Below are 15,893 nucleotides of genomic sequence, written 5' to 3'. Positions count from 1 at the left end.
ATCACAGGTCGAGCACCAGCCGCTCGGGATCCTCCAGGCTTTCCTTGACGCGCACCAGGAAGGTCACCGCCTCCTTGCCGTCGACGATGCGATGGTCGTAGCTGAGCGCCAGATACATCATCGGCCTGATCACGATCTGGCCGCCGACCACCACCGGCCGCTCCTGAATCTTGTGCATGCCGAGGATGCCGGACTGCGGCGCATTCAGGATCGGCGTCGACATCAGCGAGCCATAGACGCCGCCGTTGGAGATGGTGAAGGTGCCGCCCTGCATATCCGCAACCGAGAGCTTGCCGTCGCGCGCGGCAACGCCCAGCCGGCCGATCTCCTTCTCGATCTCGGCGATCGACATCTGGTCGGCATCGCGCACCACCGGCACCACCAGGCCCTTGTCGGTGCCGACGGCGACGCCGACATGGGCGAAGTTCTTGTAGATGATGTCGGTGCCGTCGATCTCGGCATTGACCGCCGGTATTTCCTTCAGCGCATGCGTCACCGCCTTGGTGAAGAAACCCATGAAGCCGAGCTTCACGCCATGCTTCTTCTCGAACACGTCCTTGTACTTGGCTCGCAGCGCCATCACCGCGCTCATATCCACCTCGTTGAAGGTGGTGAGCATGGCTGCGGTCGACTGCGCCTCCTTTAGCCGGCGCGCGATGGTCTGGCGCAGCTTGGTCATGCGCACGCGTTCCTCGCGCGGCGCATCCCCGGCCGGGGACGGCGCGCGGGCCGCGACCGGCGCCGGAGCGGCCTTCGGCGGCTCGGCCGGCTGCGACGGGGCGCCCCTGGCGATGGCGTCGAGCACATCGCTCTTCAGCACTTGCCCGCGCTTGCCGGAGCCCGACAGCTGGTCGACGGCGAGATTGCTCTCGGCGATCAGCTTCGCTGCCGCCGGCGCCGGCGGCATGCTGCGCGGCTCGATCGGGAGACCGCCGCCCGCGACTTTGGCGGTTTCCGCCGCGGCCTGCTTGACCGTGGACGCGGCCTCCGGACTGGAGGCCTGCGCCACTGCCTGCGGCTTCGTGGCCGGAGCGGCGCCGCCGCCCGCCGAAATCGAGCCGAGCAGCGCGCCGACATTGACCGTCTCGCCTTCCTTGACGGCGATCTCGGAGAGCGTCCCGGCGCCCGCGGCGGGCACTTCCACCGTCACCTTGTCGGTTTCGAGCTCGACCAGCGGCTCGTCGGCGGCGATCGTGTCGCCGACCTTCTTGAACCATTTGCCGACGGTCGCCTCGGTGACGGATTCGCCGAGAGTGGGGACGCGGATTTCGGTAGCCATTGTGCCTGTCCGTTCTCTTCTCTTCTAAGGTCTGTTTCGTCCGGCCTGTTTCATTCGCCCGGCGCGCTTATTCGCCGAGAGCGTCGTCGAGCAACGCGGCGAGCTGGCTGAGATGCTTCGACATCAACCCGGTCGCCGGCGAGGCGGAGGCCGGCCGGCCAGTATAGCGCACCCGCTGATGCTTAGCGTCGATATGCGCCAGAACCCATTCGAGATAGGGATCGATGAACGACCAGGCGCCCATGTTCTTGGGCTCCTCCTGGCACCACACCATCTCGGCATTGCGGAAGCGTGACAGTTCGGTGATCAGCGCCTTGGCCGGGAACGGGTAGAGCTGTTCGACGCGCAAGAGGTAGATGTCGTTGATGCCGCGCTTCTCGCGCTCTTCGTAGAGGTCGTAATAGACCTTGCCCGAGCACAGCACGACGCGGCGGATCTTGGAATCCTTCACCAGCTTGATCGGCTGGTTGGCGAGGAGTTGCGCGTCGTCCCACAACAGGCGGTGGAACGAGCTTTCGCCCGCCATCTCCGAAAGCATCGACACCGCCCGCTTGTGGCGCAGCAGCGATTTCGGCGTCATCAGGATCAGCGGCTTGCGGAAGTCGCGCTTCAACTGCCGGCGCAGGATGTGGAAATAGTTAGCCGGCGTAGTTACGTTGGCGACCTGCATGTTGTCCTCGGCGCACAGCTGCAGGAACCGCTCCAGCCGCGCCGACGAATGCTCCGGTCCCTGGCCTTCATAACCATGCGGCAGCAGGCAGACGAGGCCCGACATTCTCAGCCACTTGCGCTCGCCGCTGGAGATGAACTGGTCGAACACCACCTGGGCGCCGTTGGCGAAGTCGCCGAACTGCGCTTCCCAGAGCGTCAGCGCCTTGGGCTCGGCCAGGCTGTAGCCATATTCGAAGCCCAGCACCGCCTCTTCCGACAGCATCGAGTTGATGACTTCGTAGCCGGCTTGCGCAGCCGACAGGTTGTTGAGCGGGATGTAGCGGGTCTCGTCGCGCTGGTCGTAGAGCACCGAATGGCGCTGCGAGAAGGTGCCGCGTTCCGAATCCTGGCCGGAAAGCCGGATCGGGTTGCCGTCGAGCAGGATGGCGCCGAAGGCCAGCGCCTCCGCCGTCGACCAGTCGATGCCTTCGCCCGATTCGATCGCCTGGCGCCGGTTTTCGAGAAAGCGCAGGATGGTCTTGTGCGCCTCGAAATCCTTCGGCACTTCGGTGAGCTTCTTGCCGATTTCCTTCAGCGTGCGCACCGGAACCGCGGTCTTGCCGCGCCGCTGTTCGTCCTGGTTGTCGGCGGTGCGCAGGCCCGACCACGCGCCGTCCAGCCAGTCGGCCTTGTTCGGCCTGTAGGACTGGCCGACTTCCCACTCGGCTTCCAGATGCGCGCGCCAGTCGGCCCGCATCTTGTCGACCTCGGCCTGGGTGATGTGGCCCTCGGCAATCAGCCGATCGGCGTAGACCTGCACCACCGTCTTGTGGGTGCGGATGTTGCGATACATGATCGGCTGCGTGAAGGCCGGCTCGTCGCCCTCGTTGTGGCCGAAGCGGCGATAGCAGAACATGTCCACAACCACCGGCTTGTGGAACTTCATGCGGAACTCGGTCGCGACCTTCGCCGCATGCACCACCGCTTCCGGGTCGTCGCCGTTGACGTGGAAGATCGGCGCCTCGATCATCTTGGCCACATCCGACGGATAGGGCGAGGAGCGCGAGAAGCGCGGATTGGTGGTGAAACCGATCTGGTTGTTGATGATGACGTGCAGCGTGCCGGCGACGCGGTGGCCGCGCAGGCCGGACAAGCCGAGGATCTCGGCGATCACGCCCTGGCCGGCGAAGGCGGCGTCGCCGTGCAAGAGCAGCGGCATCACCTTGGCGCGCTCCGACAGCGGCACCACCTCGCCGCGCTCGCGGCCGGAAAGCTGGTCCTGCTTGGCGCGTGCCTTGCCCATCACCACAGGGTCGACGATTTCAAGATGCGAGGGGTTAGCGGTCAGCGACAGATGCACTTTGTTGCCGTCGAACTCCCGGTCCGACGAAGCGCCGAGATGGTACTTGACGTCGCCCGAGCCTTCGACCTCGTCGGGCGCCGCGGAGCCGCCCTTGAATTCGTGGAAGATGGCGCGGTGGGGCTTGGCCATCACCTGGGAAAGCACGTTGAGGCGGCCGCGATGCGCCATGCCGAGCACGATTTCCTTCAGCCCGAGCTGGCCGCCGCGCTTGACGATCTGCTCCAGCGCCGGGATCAGCGATTCGCCGCCGTCGAGGCCGAAGCGCTTGGTGCCCTTGTATTTGACGTCGATATATTGCTCGAAACCCTCGGCCTCGATCAGCTTCGACAGGATCGCCTTCTTGCCGGTGGCGGTGAAGGTGATCTCCTTGTCGGCGCCTTCGATGCGCGCCTGGATCCAGGCCTTCTCCTCCGGGTCGGAGATGTGCATGAACTCGACGCCGAGCGTCGAGCAATAGGTGCGGGTGAGGATGTCCAGCATCTGCCGGATGGTGCCGAATTCGAGGCCGAGCACATTGTCGAGGAAGATCGGCCGGTCGTAGTCGGCTTCAGTGAAGCCGTAATTCTCCGGCGACAACTCGTTATAGTCCTCCAGCGGCTTGGCGATGCCGAGCGGATCGAGATTGGCGTGCAGGTGGCCGCGCATGCGGTAGGCGCGGATCATCATGATGGCGCGCACGGAATCGCGCGTCGCCTGGTGCACGTCGGCGTCGGAAAGCACGGCACCGTTGACGACCGCCTTTTCCTTGACCTTCTTTTCGATCGCCTTTTCGACCAGGCCCCAATTGCCGTCGATCGCCGACACCAGCTCACCATTGGCGGTGAGCGGCCAGGAAGGCTTCGCCCAGGAAGCGCCCTTGGCGTTCTTGCGCACGTCGCCCGCGTCATCCTTCAGCGCGGCGAAGAAATCCTGCCACTCCGGATCAACGGAAGCCGGATCGTCTTCATACGCCGCGTAGAGCGCGTCGATGTAATCGGCATTGCCGCCGTAGAGGAATGAGGTGAGCGAGAATTGGTCGTTGGCCTGATCTTGTCTTGCCATTTTCGTCTGCGGAGCCTGGCTCCGTCTCCTTCTTGGAGCGAATAGTGAGTAGCGAATAGCGAGTAGGGGATTTCCCTGGAGCCGCGTCGTTACTCTGTTTTCCCTATTCGCTATTCGCTACTCACTATTCGCTTAACCCTTGATCGCCTCGACCAGCGTCGTGCCCAGCCGCGCCGGCGACGGCGAAACCTTGATTCCGGCCGATTCCATCGCCGCGATCTTGTCTTCCGCGCCGCCCTTGCCGCCCGAGATCACCGCGCCCGCATGACCCATGGTGCGGCCGGCCGGCGCGGTGCGCCCGGCGATGAAGCCCGCCATCGGTTTCTTGCGGCCGCGCTTGGCCTCGTCCTTGAGGAACTGCGCGGCGTCCTCCTCGGCCGAGCCGCCGATCTCGCCGATCATGATGATCGACTTGGTCTCGTCGTCGGCAAGGAACATTTCCAGCACGTCGATGAACTCGGTGCCCTTGACCGGGTCGCCGCCGATGCCGACCGCCGTGGTCTGGCCGAGCCCGACATTGGTGGTCTGGAAGACTGCCTCATAGGTAAGTGTTCCCGAGCGCGAAACAACGCCGACCGAGCCCTTGCGGAAGATGTTGCCAGGCATGATGCCGATCTTGCATTCGTCCGGCGTCAGCACGCCCGGGCAGTTCGGTCCGATCAGCCGCGAGGTGGAGCGGTCGAGCCGCGCCTTGACCCTGACCATGTCCATCACCGGGATGCCTTCGGTGATGCAGACGATCAGCGGGATCTCGGCCTCGATCGCCTCGATGATGGCCTCGCCGGCGCCCGCCGGCGGCACATAGATGACGGAGGCGTTGGCGCCGGTCTTTTCCTTGCCCTCGGCGACGGTGGCGAAGATCGGCAGGGTCTCGCCCTTCGAACCGGTCCAGGTCTCGCCGCCCTTCTTGGGATGGATGCCGCCCACCATCTTGGTGCCGTGATAGGCCAGCGCCTGCTCGGTGTGGAACGTGCCGGTCTTGCCGGTCAAACCCTGAACCAGCACCTTGGTATTCTTGTCGATGAGAATGGACATCGCGGCCCTTTTCTAAAAACCGTTGATCGAGGAAGGCGAAACGAGCCGGTATAGGCCGCTCACCATGTCTTGCCAGGCATCGCTGCCAGCGGGTCTGAATTGAAGTTTCATGCGGTAGGCGTCGGTGCCGTCAAAGCCATACGTCACGCGGGCAGCGCCTCGCGGCGACGACCGTTCGAGCACAAGCTCGTTGCCGTCCCACGCGCCGGTGGCTGGCGACATCGGCACAAACCCCATCGAGTCGAATTGGTGCATGGTGACGAGGCTGTTCTGCTGATCGAAGCCGAACACATTGTGCGCGCCGAACGAAACAGTGCCGTCGCGGCGCTGGCGATAACGCTGCACCACGAACAGGCCGCCGAACTGCGCCTCGGCCTGGACTTCGGAAGTCGCCGTGCCGGCATCGGTCCATTGCGTGGCCGCGACCTCTTCCTCGCCGCGCCATGCGCCGACCAGCGCCTGCAGGCGCTGGTGACCGTCCGAGAGGGAAGAGAAGGGTGACGCGTTCATGGCTCAAAGCCGCTTGAGGTCGGTGACGGTGAGGTCGCTCTTGGCGTTGCCGGTGTTGAGCGTCGTCGCCGGCTCGAACATCAGCACCACCGGTTCCAAGGTTAGCGAACGCGGCCGGTGCTCGACGCCGCGCGGCACGACGATGAAGTCGCCCTCGCCGAGCTCGACCGGCCCGTCGCGGAAATCGATGGCGATCCGGCCGCGCAGCACCAGGAAGGCCTCGTCCTCGCTGTCATGCGCATGCCAGTCGAAAACCTCGCCGAACTTGGCGACCTTCGCTTGGGCATCATTGACGTCGCCGGCGACATGCGGATCGAAGACCTTCGTGATCGTCCGATCCGCCGCCTCGACCAGGTTTATCTTGCGCGGAGGCATTCTATGACTTCCGCCCTTGAAATTCCGATTTCACGTCGCGTAGCACGCCCACAATTTCCCGGTTTGTCTCAACGAGTTCGCGAATAGCGGCCGCATTGTCACGGCTGGCAAGTTCCCGCGCCCGCACATATTGTTTCAGCGTGACGAGGCCCCAGATCCAGATCACCAGGAAAACCGCCAGCGGCAACCAAGCGATGATGTATCCGAGCAAGCTTTGCGTGGCGTCCTGCTCCACAGCCCTCAGCCCTTCACCGCCTTGACGATCTTCTTCGCAGCATCATCCAAGTCATCGGCCGACACCACGTTCAAGCCGCTGTCGTTGATGATCTTCTTGCCCAGTTCGGCATTGGTGCCTTCCAGGCGCACCACCAGCGGCACCTTGAGGCCCACTTCCTTGACCGCCGCGATCACGCCCTCGGCGATGACGTCGCACTTCATGATGCCGCCGAAGATGTTGATCAGGATGCCTTCGACCGCCGGATCCTTGGTGATGATCTTGAACGCCGCCGTAACCTTTTCCTTCGACGCGCCGCCGCCGACGTCGAGGAAGTTAGCCGGCTCAGCACCATAGAGCTTGATGATGTCCATCGTCGCCATGGCAAGGCCGGCGCCGTTGACCATGCAGCCGATATTGCCGTCGAGCGCGACATAGGCGAGGTCGTATTTCGACGCCTCGATCTCCTTCTCGTCCTCTTCTGTGGTATCGCGCAACTCCATCACGTCCGGGTGGCGGAACAGCGCGTTGTTGTCGAACGACACCTTGGCGTCGAGCACGCGCAGCCGGCCGTCCTTCATGACGATCAGCGGGTTGACCTCGAGCAGGCTCATGTCCTTCTCGACGAAGGCCTTATAGAGGATCGGGAACAGGGTGCCGCCGTCCTTTGCCGCATCGCCGTCGAGCTTCAGCGCGGCGTTGAGCTTGTTCAAGTCGTCGGCGCTCACGCCCTTTTCCGGATCGATGGCGACGGTGACGATCTTTTCAGGCGTCTCATGCGCGACCGTCTCGATGTCCATGCCGCCCTCGGTCGAGACGACGAAGGCGATGCGGCCGACCGAGCGGTCGACCAGGATCGAGAGATAGAGCTCGCGCTCGATGTCGGCGCCATCCTCGATATAGAGGCTGTTGACCTGCTTGCCGGCCGGGCCTGTCTGCTTGGTGACCAGCGTGTGGCCGAGCATCTCGTTGGCGTTGGCGACCACTTCGGCCGCCGACTTCGCCAGTCGCACGCCGCCCTTGGCGTCGGGGCCGAGTTCCTTGAACTTGCCCTTGCCGCGGCCGCCGGCATGGATCTGGCTCTTCACCACAAAGAGCGGACCGGGCAAAGCCTTGGCGGCGGCTTCGGCCTCGCTGGCCTTGAACACCGGAACGCCGCTTGCTACCGGCGCGCCGAAGGTCTTCAGCAGCGCCTTGGCCTGATACTCATGGATGTTCATGCGCTTGGTCTCCGGGGAGGGACGTTTTACTTGCCGGCGAGATTACTTGCCGGCGAGATGCGGGGCGATCTTGGTGCAGGCCTCGGTCAGGCCCTGGACGGCCGCGACGGAGGAGTCGAACATCTTCTGCTCGGCCTTGGACAGGTCGATCTCGATGACGCGCTCGACGCCGCCGGCGCCGATCACCACCGGCACGCCGACATAGGTGCCCTTGACGCCATACTGGCCCGAGAGATGCGCGGCGCATGGCAGCACCCGCTTCTTGTCCTTGAGGTAGGATTCGGCCATGGCGATGGCCGAGGCCGCCGGCGCGTAATAGGCGGAGCCGGTCTTCAAGAGGCCGACGATCTCGGCGCCGCCGTCGCGGGTGCGCTGAACGATCTGGTCGAGCTTTTCCTTCGAGGTCCAGCCCATCTTGACCAGATCGGGCAGCGGAATGCCCGAGACGGTCGAATAGCGGATCATCGGCACCATCGAGTCGCCATGGCCGCCGAGCACGAAAGCGGTGACGTCCTCGACCGAGACCTTGAACTCCTCGGCCAGGAAATAGCGGAAGCGGGCGCTGTCGAGCACGCCGGCCATGCCGACGACATGGCTGGTCGGCAGGCCGGAGAACTTCTGCAGCGCCCAGACCATCGCGTCGAGCGGGTTGGTGATGCAAATGACGAAAGCCTTCGGCGCATACTTCTTCAGGCCGGCTCCGACCTGTTCCATGACCTTGAGGTTGATGCCCAGAAGGTCGTCGCGGCTCATGCCGGGCTTGCGCGGCACGCCGGCGGTGACGATGCAGACATCGGCGCCCTCGATGCCGGCATAGTCGTTGACACCGGTCAACCTGGCATCGAACCCATCGACCGGCGACGACTGCGCGATATCGAGCCCCTTGCCCTGCGGAATGCCCTCGGCGATATCGAACAGCACCACGTCGCCGAGGTCCTTGAGGCCGATCATATGGGCGAGCGTGCCGCCGATCATGCCCGAGCCGATGAGCGCTATCTTGTTGCGTGCCATGTGAGGATGTTTTCCCTTTGTCTGTGACGAAGTCGTGACGGTGCCGGGGAGGCCGAAAGGATGCGCGAAACCGCGAGATTTGGCCGCACCGAATAACGCCGGCCGGCATAAAATTCAAACGATTATTTCGGGCTCAACGTTTTCAATCGGTTAGATGGTTCGGGAATTACGTAAACGTCAAAGTTTGTGAACCGACTGAGGAGAATTTACACAATGAACGTGGAAATCAGAAGGCTTCATCCCGGCGATGACGCCCTTGTGATGCGAATGGCAATCTCCCGCCTTGAGGACCCGAAAGGGGATGCCGGGCAGGGCAGAGGGGGTCGCTGCCCGCCAACGTCCCATCCTTCGTCATTCTAGGGCGGAGCAAGGAGCGGAGCGACGCGCGCAGACCCTAGAATCCATGCCGTGACGGTTGAGCGCCGCAACGGTGGAGAACGATCACCAGCCAATTCCGCGAAACAGCTCGAACCATTCCGGGTTGGCTTTCTCTATGAGCTCGACCTTCCATTGGCGTGGCCAGCGCTTCAATGACGTTTCACGCTGGCTGGCGTCGGTGATGTCGAAGTATTCCTCGTACCAGACCAGACGCTGCTCGCCGTAACGGCTGGTGAAGCTGGAGCCTTGGCCGGCCTTCTGCTCGGGCATCGGGCGAGCAAGGTCGTTGGTGACACCGATATAGATCGTGCCGCCCTTCTGGCTTGCGGTCATGTAGACGTAGCCGGTCATGTTGCGATCAGCTGGCGCTGTCATCGGCTGCTATTCTCGACCGTTGCATTCTACGGCCAATGTCACGGCATGGATTCTAGGGTCTGCGCGCGTCGCTTCGCTTCTTGCTCCGCCCTAGAATGACGAAGGATAGGTCGCCGCTTCAGCTGTTGCAGCGGACTTCGCCAACCTCCCACGGTTCAAAGAGAGCTGCGAAACAGTATCCTACCCCTGCGCCTGCCTTGCCTCGGCAGCCACCCCCTCGCGCTCCCGCCGTTCCGCCCAGCCGTCCAGCCAATCGCGGCTCTGCATCTCGACCAGGCGCGAGGCGGTGCGCTCGAACTCGAACACTTCCGTGCCGCGCTTGGCAGTGTAGAGCCCTTCGGGTGGCGCCGCGGCGCTCATCACCAGCCGCATGCGGTGGTCGTAGAGCGTGTCGATCAAAAGGATGAAGCGCTTGGCTTCGTTGCGCTTGCCTTCGCCCAGAACCGGCACATGGTCGATGAAGACGGTCGAGAAACGGCCGGCGATCGCCAGGTAGTCGCGCGCGCCGAGCGGCTTTTCGCAGAGATCGGCAAAGGAAAAACGCGCCGCGTCGCCGGCGGCGCGCGGCACTACAAGCTGGCGGCCTTTCAGCGTCAACGTGACCTCGCCGGTCGGCTGGCCACGCGTCATCGCCTTCCAGGCGTCGTCCAGCGCGCGGTCGGCGGCGGCGTCGGCCGGCGTGACGTAGACTGGCTGGCGGTTGAGCTTTTCCTGCCGATAGTCCTTCTCGGCATCCAGCGTCATCACATGGGCATTGCGCTCGAGCAGCGCGATGAATGGCAGGAAGAGCTGGCGGTTCAGCCCGTCGCGATAGAGGTTCTCCGGCGCGACGTTGGAGGTTGCGACCAGCACGACGCCACCGGCAAACAGCGCCGAGAACAGGCGCGACAGGATCATCGCATCGGCGATGTCGGTGACGGAGAATTCGTCGAAGCACAGCACCCAGGCTTCCTCGGCGAGCGCACGGGCCACCGGCGGGATTGGGTCGTCTTCCTTGACATCGCCGTTCTTGCGCGCCGCCCGATGCTTCTGGATACGGTCCTGCACATCGGCCATGAAAACGTTGAAATGCACGCGGCGCTTGCGCCTGACCGGCAAGAGCTCGAAGAACATGTCCATCAGCATGCTCTTGCCGCGACCGACGCCGCCATGGATGTAGAGGCCTTTGACCGGCTCGCGCGTTTGCCGCTTGGCCGCAAACAGCCAGCCAAGCGCGCTCGATTTTTGCGCCAGCCTCTTGGCGGAGACTTCATCGATCAACCGGTCGAGCGCGGCGACGATGCGCTCCTGCGCCGGATCGCGCTCGACCGCGCCGCTCTGGAGGAGACGGTCGTAGCGCTGCCTGACGGTCGCGTGGGTCTGGAGGCCGTCACGCAGATGCATGGGTCACGTCGTTTTTTTCAGAGCAGAATGCTCCAGGAAGTATTGGGTATGTTGAGATTCAGGTCAGGCCGAGCCGAGAATGGCGGCTTTCGAGAACCGGAGCGGAGCGTACTTACAGTACGTGAGCACCGGAAGCGCAGAAGGCCTCCGTTCGCGGGCCGGCATCACCTGAATATCGGCATACCCTAGGCTTACCTTGTAAGCGAGATCGGCTGCCCGTTGGAAGTCTGGCCGTCGAACTTTTCGCCGCCCGACGAATAGAGCCTGGCCAGCGTGCCGCCGTTTTCGTCGTAGAGCGTCAGCTGCTTGCCGGCGACATTCCACGACTTGATGCCGTCGATCGGGGCCGGGCAATGCAGCGGACCGGCGCGGTAACCGGCGCCGAACTTGGTCTGCGGCGTCGCCACCTTGCAGCTCTGTCCGGAGACGCTGACGTTCCACACGCCGGCGACGCTGGCCGCGGTGAGATCGGTGGCGCCGGCGGGTGCCGTGCCGTCGGGCGGCAGCGAAGCGACCTGGGTGTTCTTCGGGGCGGTCGGGAATTGCGAGGGATCGGTGGTGCCGGGAGCAGCCGGCGGCGGCAGCTGGTTCTGCGTCACCGTGCCTGCAGGCGCCGGCGTCAGCGGCGCCGGCTGCTGGTCGTCCATCGATGAGAAGCGCGAGGTCGAGCAGCCGCTCGCAATCAGCGCGGCCAGCGATACGGCCACGAGGCCGGTCTTTGAAAAGGGGCGGGGCCGCGAAAAGGAGCGGGTCTTCGAAAAATTCATTCCAACCTCCGTCGGATCCGGCCGGGGGAGCCATCCGCGTAATGTTCGCTCCACCAAGATGGCGAAGGTGGCAGAATTTCAACCTGATATGGTTAAAATAGGGTTTTCGACGCGGCTGTTGCAAATTTATCGCAGCAGGCGGACAGCGCCGGAAGATGCCGATGGCGCTGGCCTAACCTATTGACATATCTATGTTATATCCGAGCGCTTGGCACGAATACATAGCCATCCGGGCCAACGATGTAGCATTCGCGCAAGCCATGTGGCTTGTCGATCGAGCCGGCCAGCACGATGTGGCCGAGCGCTGCCGCCTTTTTCTCGATTTGGTCCGGATCGGCGCCGTAAAGGCGCAATTCGATGCCGGCGCCGCGCGTGTCGGCGGCCGCGATGACACCGGTCATCGGATTGTCGAGATAGGAATGATCGGCATGCAGCATGAAAATCGAACCCAAAAGCCCGATCGCCGCGAAGTCCTCGTCGGCATAGATGACCTGCGCGCCGAGCACGTCGCGGCAGAACGTCTCCATCGCCGCCATGTCGGTGACCAGGAGATTGACGCCCAGCCCGCGCGGCAGCGAGCGGCCGAAATCCTCGGCCTTCATCCACGGTGTCCTGGTCCGCTTCATCGCCATGGTGCTGTCCTCCGCGGCCGTGATCCTAGACGAAGCCGCCTTCCGGCCCTTGGCATTCGCCGGCAAAATGCTTGCACCAGGCAGGCGCGTCCTTATCTCAACAAGGACCGAGCCGGCGGAGAAAGAATGGCCGCAAGAAAAAGAACCGCCAATCGATATTATAGCGGCCCGCCCAGCGATCATTTCGACGGCACCTTGTTCTTCAATCCCGGCGGCAAGCCGCCCGGGCGCTTCACCGACCTGCTCAAATGGCAATTCAGCGGCGGGCGGGCGAAATGGCCGGCCGCCCATCCGAGCCCCCACCCGCCGGCCAGGCCGGAGGAGCGCGTGAACGGCGAAGCGCTGCGGCTAACCCTTGTCGGCCATGCCACGCTGCTCATCCAGACGGCGGGCCTGAATATCCTGACCGACCCGGTCTGGTCGGAACGCGCCTCGCCTTTCGCCTTTGCCGGTCCGAGAAGGGTAAATGCGCCAGGGATTGCTTTTGCCGACCTGCCGCCGATCGACCTGGTCCTCGTCAGCCACAATCACTACGACCATCTCGACCTCGCCACGCTGAAGCGGCTGAAAGACAGCCACGACCCCCGGGTGGTCACGCCGCTTGGCAACGACGCCATCATTGGCCCTGCCGCGCCCGGCATGCGGCTCAGCGCGCATGATTGGGGCGGCAGGGTCGAGCTCGGCGCCGCCGCCATCCACGTCGAGCCGGCGCATCACTGGTCGGCGCGTGGCGGGCGCGACCGCCGCATGGCGTTGTGGGCGGCCTTCGTCATCGAGACGGCCGGCGGCAACATCTATTTCGCCGGCGACACCGGCTTCCATGACGGTATCAACTATCGGCTGATGGCCGCAAAGCATGGCGGCTTCCGCCTCGCCATCCTGCCGATCGGCGCCTATGAGCCGCGCTGGTTCATGGCGCCGCAGCACCAGAACCCGGAGGAAGCCTTGCAGGGCATGAAGCTGTGCAACGCCACGTTCGCCGCCGGCTGCCATTGGGGCACGTTCCATCTCACCGACGAGCCGGTCGACGAGCCGGCGCGAAAATTGGCCGAGGCGTTGGCGGCCGAAGGCATCGCCCGCGAGCGTTTTCGCGCCATGCGCCCGGGCGAAGTGTGGGATCTGCCCTCGGCCTAGCTCGCCAGGCAGCGGAACCGCAAGCGCATAGCCGCGTTGCTTCCTTGACGCAATTCGGCAGGGAGCCAACCCCATGATCAGGTGGATCATCATCCTTTTGATTGTCGCCGCTGCCGCGAGCCTGCTTGGCATGCCGGCGCTGGCCGGTGCCGCCGCCATGGGCGCGCGCATCCTGATCGGCATCGTGCTGATCCTCTTCCTGCTGCTCGTGCTCGGCGTCTTCGCGGTCACATAAGATCTGGCCGGACTGGTAATTCCGGGCCGTTTCCGCCATATAGCGCCAAACGGAATTGGCCAAACGGAATTGGAACGACCGGTTAGATGGCAGGCACCGCCCCCTTCGCCAAGATGAACGGCATTGGCAACGAGATCATCGTTGCCGATATGCGCGGCCGTGCCGACCAGGTGACGGTGGCCGCGGCGATCGCGCTGAACGGCGATGCGGCGACAAGGTTCGACCAGATCATGGCGATCCATGACGCGAGGACGCCGGGCACTGCCTATTACGTCGACATCCTGAACTCCGATGGCACCAGCGCCCAGGCCTGCGGCAATGGCATGCGCTGCGTCGTGCAGGCTTTGGCTGCCGAGACCGGGCAAAAGACCTTCACGTTCGAGACCAGGGCAGGAATCCTCAACGCTCAGGAACATGCCGACGGCACGATCTCGGTCGACATGGGCAAGCCGCGCTTCGGCTGGCAGGAGATTCCGCTGGCGGAAGAGTTCCGCGACACCCGCATGATTGAGCTGCAGATCGGCCCGATCGACGCGCCGGTGCTGCATTCGCCCTCGGCCGTCTCGATGGGCAATCCGCACGCCATCTTCTGGGTCGATCGCGACGTCTGGTCCTACGAGCTCGACCGCTTCGGCCCGCTGCTCGAAAACCACCCGATCTTTCCCGAGCGCGCCAACATCACCATAGCGCAGGTCACGTCGCCGCAAACCATGGTGATACGCACCTGGGAGCGTGGCGCCGGCCTCACCAAGGCCTGCGGCTCGGCGGCTTGCGCCGCCGTGGTGGCGGCCGCCCGCACCCGGCGCACCGGCCGCAGCGTCTCGCTGCTGACGCCCGGCGGCGGCGAGCTCAATGTCGAATGGCGCGACGACGATCACGTCATCCTGACCGGCGCGGCCGAATGGGAGTTTTCCGGCAGCTTCGATCCCTCGACCGGCGCCTGGGCCCGCGACACCGAAAGCGCCGCGTGATGTCACCCCTCGAGAAAGGCGCGCCGAAAGGTATCGACGTCGTCACCTTCGGCTGCCGGCTCAACACCTATGAATCGGAAGTGATGCGCCGCGAAGCCGAAAGCGCCGGCCTTGGTGCGCTGCAAGGCGGCGCCGTCATCTTCAACACCTGCGCCGTCACTGCCGAAGCGGTGCGCCAGGCCAAGCAGGCGATCCGCAAGGCGCGCCGCGAGAACCCTTCAGCCCGCATCATCGTCACCGGCTGCGCGGCGCAGACCGAGCCGCAGAATTTCGCCGCCATGGACGAAGTCGACCTCGTGCTCGGCAATGAGGAGAAGCTCAAGGCCAACTCCTACCGCGCGCTGCCCGATTTCGGCGTCAACGACACCGAGAAGGCGCGCGTCAACGACATTTTTTCGGTGCGCGAGACGGCAAGCCATATGGTCGACGCCATCGAAGGCCGGGCGCGCGCCTTCGTGCAGGTGCAGAACGGCTGCGACCATCGCTGCACCTTCTGCATCATTCCTTATGGCCGTGGCAACTCGCGCTCGGTGCCGATGGGCGCCGTGGTCGAGCAGGTCAAGCGGTTGGCCGATAACGGCTATGCCGAGATCGTGCTGACCGGCGTCGACATGACCAGCTTCGGCGCCGACCTGCCCGGCAGACCGAAACTCGGCAAGCTGGTGAAGACGATCCTGCGGCAGGCGCCGGAGGTGAAGCGCCTTCGCCTTTCCTCGATCGATTCGATCGAGGCCGATGACGATCTGCTCGACGCGATCGCCACCGAGCCCCGGCTGATGCCGCATCTGCATCTGTCGCTGCAATCCGGTGACGACATGATCCTGAAGCGCATGAAACGGCGGCATTTGCGCGACCAGTCGATCCGCTTCTGCGAGGACGTGCGCAAGCTGCGACCGGCGATCGTCTTCGGCGCCGACATCATCGCCGGCTTCCCGACCGAAACCGAGGCAATGTTCGAGAATTCGGAAAAGATCGTCGAGGAGTGCGGCCTGACGCATCTTCACGTCTTCCCGTTCAGCCCGCGTGAAGGCACGCCCGCCGCGCGCATGCCGCAGGTCCGCCGCGAGGTGGTGAAGGCGCGCGCCGCGAGGCTGCGCGCCGCCGGCGAGGCCGCGTATCGACGTCACCTGGCATCGCTCGTCGGCAGCCGGCAATCGATTCTGGTCGAGCGCGACGGACTCGGCCGCACCGAAGGTTTTACGCTGGCCGCCATCGCCGTGGGACAACCGGGCGATATCGTCGACGCCGTGGTGACCGGCCATGACGGCGCCCGGCTGATTGCGGCGCCCTCTGCCGCGCGAGCCGCCTGAGACTGCGAG

At 64.3% G+C, this 15,893-nt stretch carries 16 protein-coding genes; 4 read left to right on the top strand and 12 right to left on the bottom strand.

The window, feature by feature from the left end:
- Nucleotide 1 precedes the first annotated feature (1 nt).
- The 12 genes from odhB to F3H96_RS08935 all read right to left on the bottom strand — a co-directional run bounded on the left by odhB (nt 2) and on the right by F3H96_RS08935 (nt 12,234).
- Complete coding sequence (gene odhB / locus F3H96_RS08995; protein WP_149791597.1) at nt 2-1,279, bottom strand: 2-oxoglutarate dehydrogenase complex dihydrolipoyllysine-residue succinyltransferase; 1,278 nt, start codon at nt 1,277-1,279, stop codon at nt 2-4.
- A 67-nt stretch (nt 1,280-1,346) separates the two neighbouring features.
- The gene (locus F3H96_RS08990) at nt 1,347-4,334 is read right to left on the bottom strand and encodes a 2-oxoglutarate dehydrogenase E1 component (protein WP_149791596.1); all 2,988 of its coding nucleotides are present in this window, start codon (nt 4,332-4,334) and stop codon (nt 1,347-1,349) included.
- Between the two features lie 132 nt (nt 4,335-4,466).
- Nucleotides 4,467-5,369 carry a succinate--CoA ligase subunit alpha gene (gene sucD / locus F3H96_RS08985; RefSeq protein ID WP_149791595.1) on the bottom strand — a complete coding sequence of 301 codons (903 nt, stop codon included), beginning with the start codon at nt 5,367-5,369 and terminating at the stop codon, nt 4,467-4,469.
- 12 nt (nt 5,370-5,381) lie between these two features.
- Nucleotides 5,382-5,879 carry a DUF1579 family protein gene (locus tag F3H96_RS08980; RefSeq protein WP_149791594.1) on the bottom strand — a complete coding sequence of 166 codons (498 nt, stop codon included), beginning with the start codon at nt 5,877-5,879 and terminating at the stop codon, nt 5,382-5,384.
- 3 nt (nt 5,880-5,882) lie between these two features.
- Nucleotides 5,883-6,254, bottom strand: coding sequence for a cupin domain-containing protein (locus tag F3H96_RS08975; RefSeq protein WP_149791593.1), 372 nt, complete (start codon nt 6,252-6,254; stop codon nt 5,883-5,885).
- 1 nt (nt 6,255) lies between these two features.
- Nucleotides 6,256-6,489, bottom strand: coding sequence for a hypothetical protein (locus tag F3H96_RS08970; RefSeq protein WP_149791592.1), 234 nt, complete (start codon nt 6,487-6,489; stop codon nt 6,256-6,258).
- 5 nt (nt 6,490-6,494) lie between these two features.
- Entirely contained in the window at nt 6,495-7,688 is a 1,194-nt protein-coding gene (sucC, locus tag F3H96_RS08965; protein ID WP_149791591.1) for an ADP-forming succinate--CoA ligase subunit beta, read from the bottom strand.
- A gap of 42 nt (nt 7,689-7,730) precedes the next feature.
- On the bottom strand, nt 7,731-8,699 hold the full coding sequence (gene mdh, locus F3H96_RS08960; RefSeq protein WP_149791590.1) for a malate dehydrogenase: 969 nt from the start codon (nt 8,697-8,699) through the stop codon (nt 7,731-7,733).
- A 441-nt stretch (nt 8,700-9,140) separates the two neighbouring features.
- Nucleotides 9,141-9,428, bottom strand: a complete 288-nt coding sequence (locus F3H96_RS08950; protein WP_149791914.1) for a GIY-YIG nuclease family protein — start codon at nt 9,426-9,428, stop codon at nt 9,141-9,143.
- A 204-nt stretch (nt 9,429-9,632) separates the two neighbouring features.
- A complete protein-coding gene (gene zapE, locus F3H96_RS08945; protein WP_149791589.1) occupies nt 9,633-10,835 on the bottom strand; it encodes a cell division protein ZapE in 1,203 nt (400 codons plus the stop codon).
- Between the two features lie 191 nt (nt 10,836-11,026).
- Nucleotides 11,027-11,602, bottom strand: coding sequence for a protease inhibitor Inh/omp19 family protein (locus tag F3H96_RS08940; RefSeq protein ID WP_149791588.1), 576 nt, complete (start codon nt 11,600-11,602; stop codon nt 11,027-11,029).
- 194 nt (nt 11,603-11,796) lie between these two features.
- A complete protein-coding gene (locus F3H96_RS08935; RefSeq protein ID WP_149791587.1) occupies nt 11,797-12,234 on the bottom strand; it encodes a VOC family protein in 438 nt (145 codons plus the stop codon).
- Between the two features lie 126 nt (nt 12,235-12,360).
- On the opposite strand from F3H96_RS08935, the gene F3H96_RS08930 reads away from it, so the two are divergent.
- From F3H96_RS08930 to mtaB, 4 genes are all read left to right on the top strand, one after another.
- A complete protein-coding gene (locus F3H96_RS08930) occupies nt 12,361-13,368 on the top strand; it encodes an MBL fold metallo-hydrolase (RefSeq protein ID WP_149791586.1) in 1,008 nt (335 codons plus the stop codon).
- A 73-nt stretch (nt 13,369-13,441) separates the two neighbouring features.
- Complete coding sequence (locus F3H96_RS08925) at nt 13,442-13,603, top strand: DUF1328 family protein (protein WP_149791585.1); 162 nt, start codon at nt 13,442-13,444, stop codon at nt 13,601-13,603.
- 86 nt (nt 13,604-13,689) lie between these two features.
- On the top strand, nt 13,690-14,574 hold the full coding sequence (gene dapF, locus F3H96_RS08920; RefSeq protein ID WP_149791584.1) for a diaminopimelate epimerase: 885 nt from the start codon (nt 13,690-13,692) through the stop codon (nt 14,572-14,574).
- Nucleotides 14,574-15,884, top strand: coding sequence for a tRNA (N(6)-L-threonylcarbamoyladenosine(37)-C(2))-methylthiotransferase MtaB (gene mtaB, locus F3H96_RS08915; protein WP_149791913.1), 1,311 nt, complete (start codon nt 14,574-14,576; stop codon nt 15,882-15,884). Before dapF ends, mtaB begins: the two co-directional genes overlap by 1 nt.
- Nucleotides 15,885-15,893 lie beyond the last annotated feature (9 nt).

The sequence above is a fragment of the Mesorhizobium sp. NFR06 genome, assembly GCF_900115245.1.
In the GTDB taxonomy this organism is placed as follows: Bacteria; Pseudomonadota; Alphaproteobacteria; order Rhizobiales; family Rhizobiaceae; genus Mesorhizobium.
This window is presented reverse-complemented; position numbering and strand designations above follow the sequence as displayed.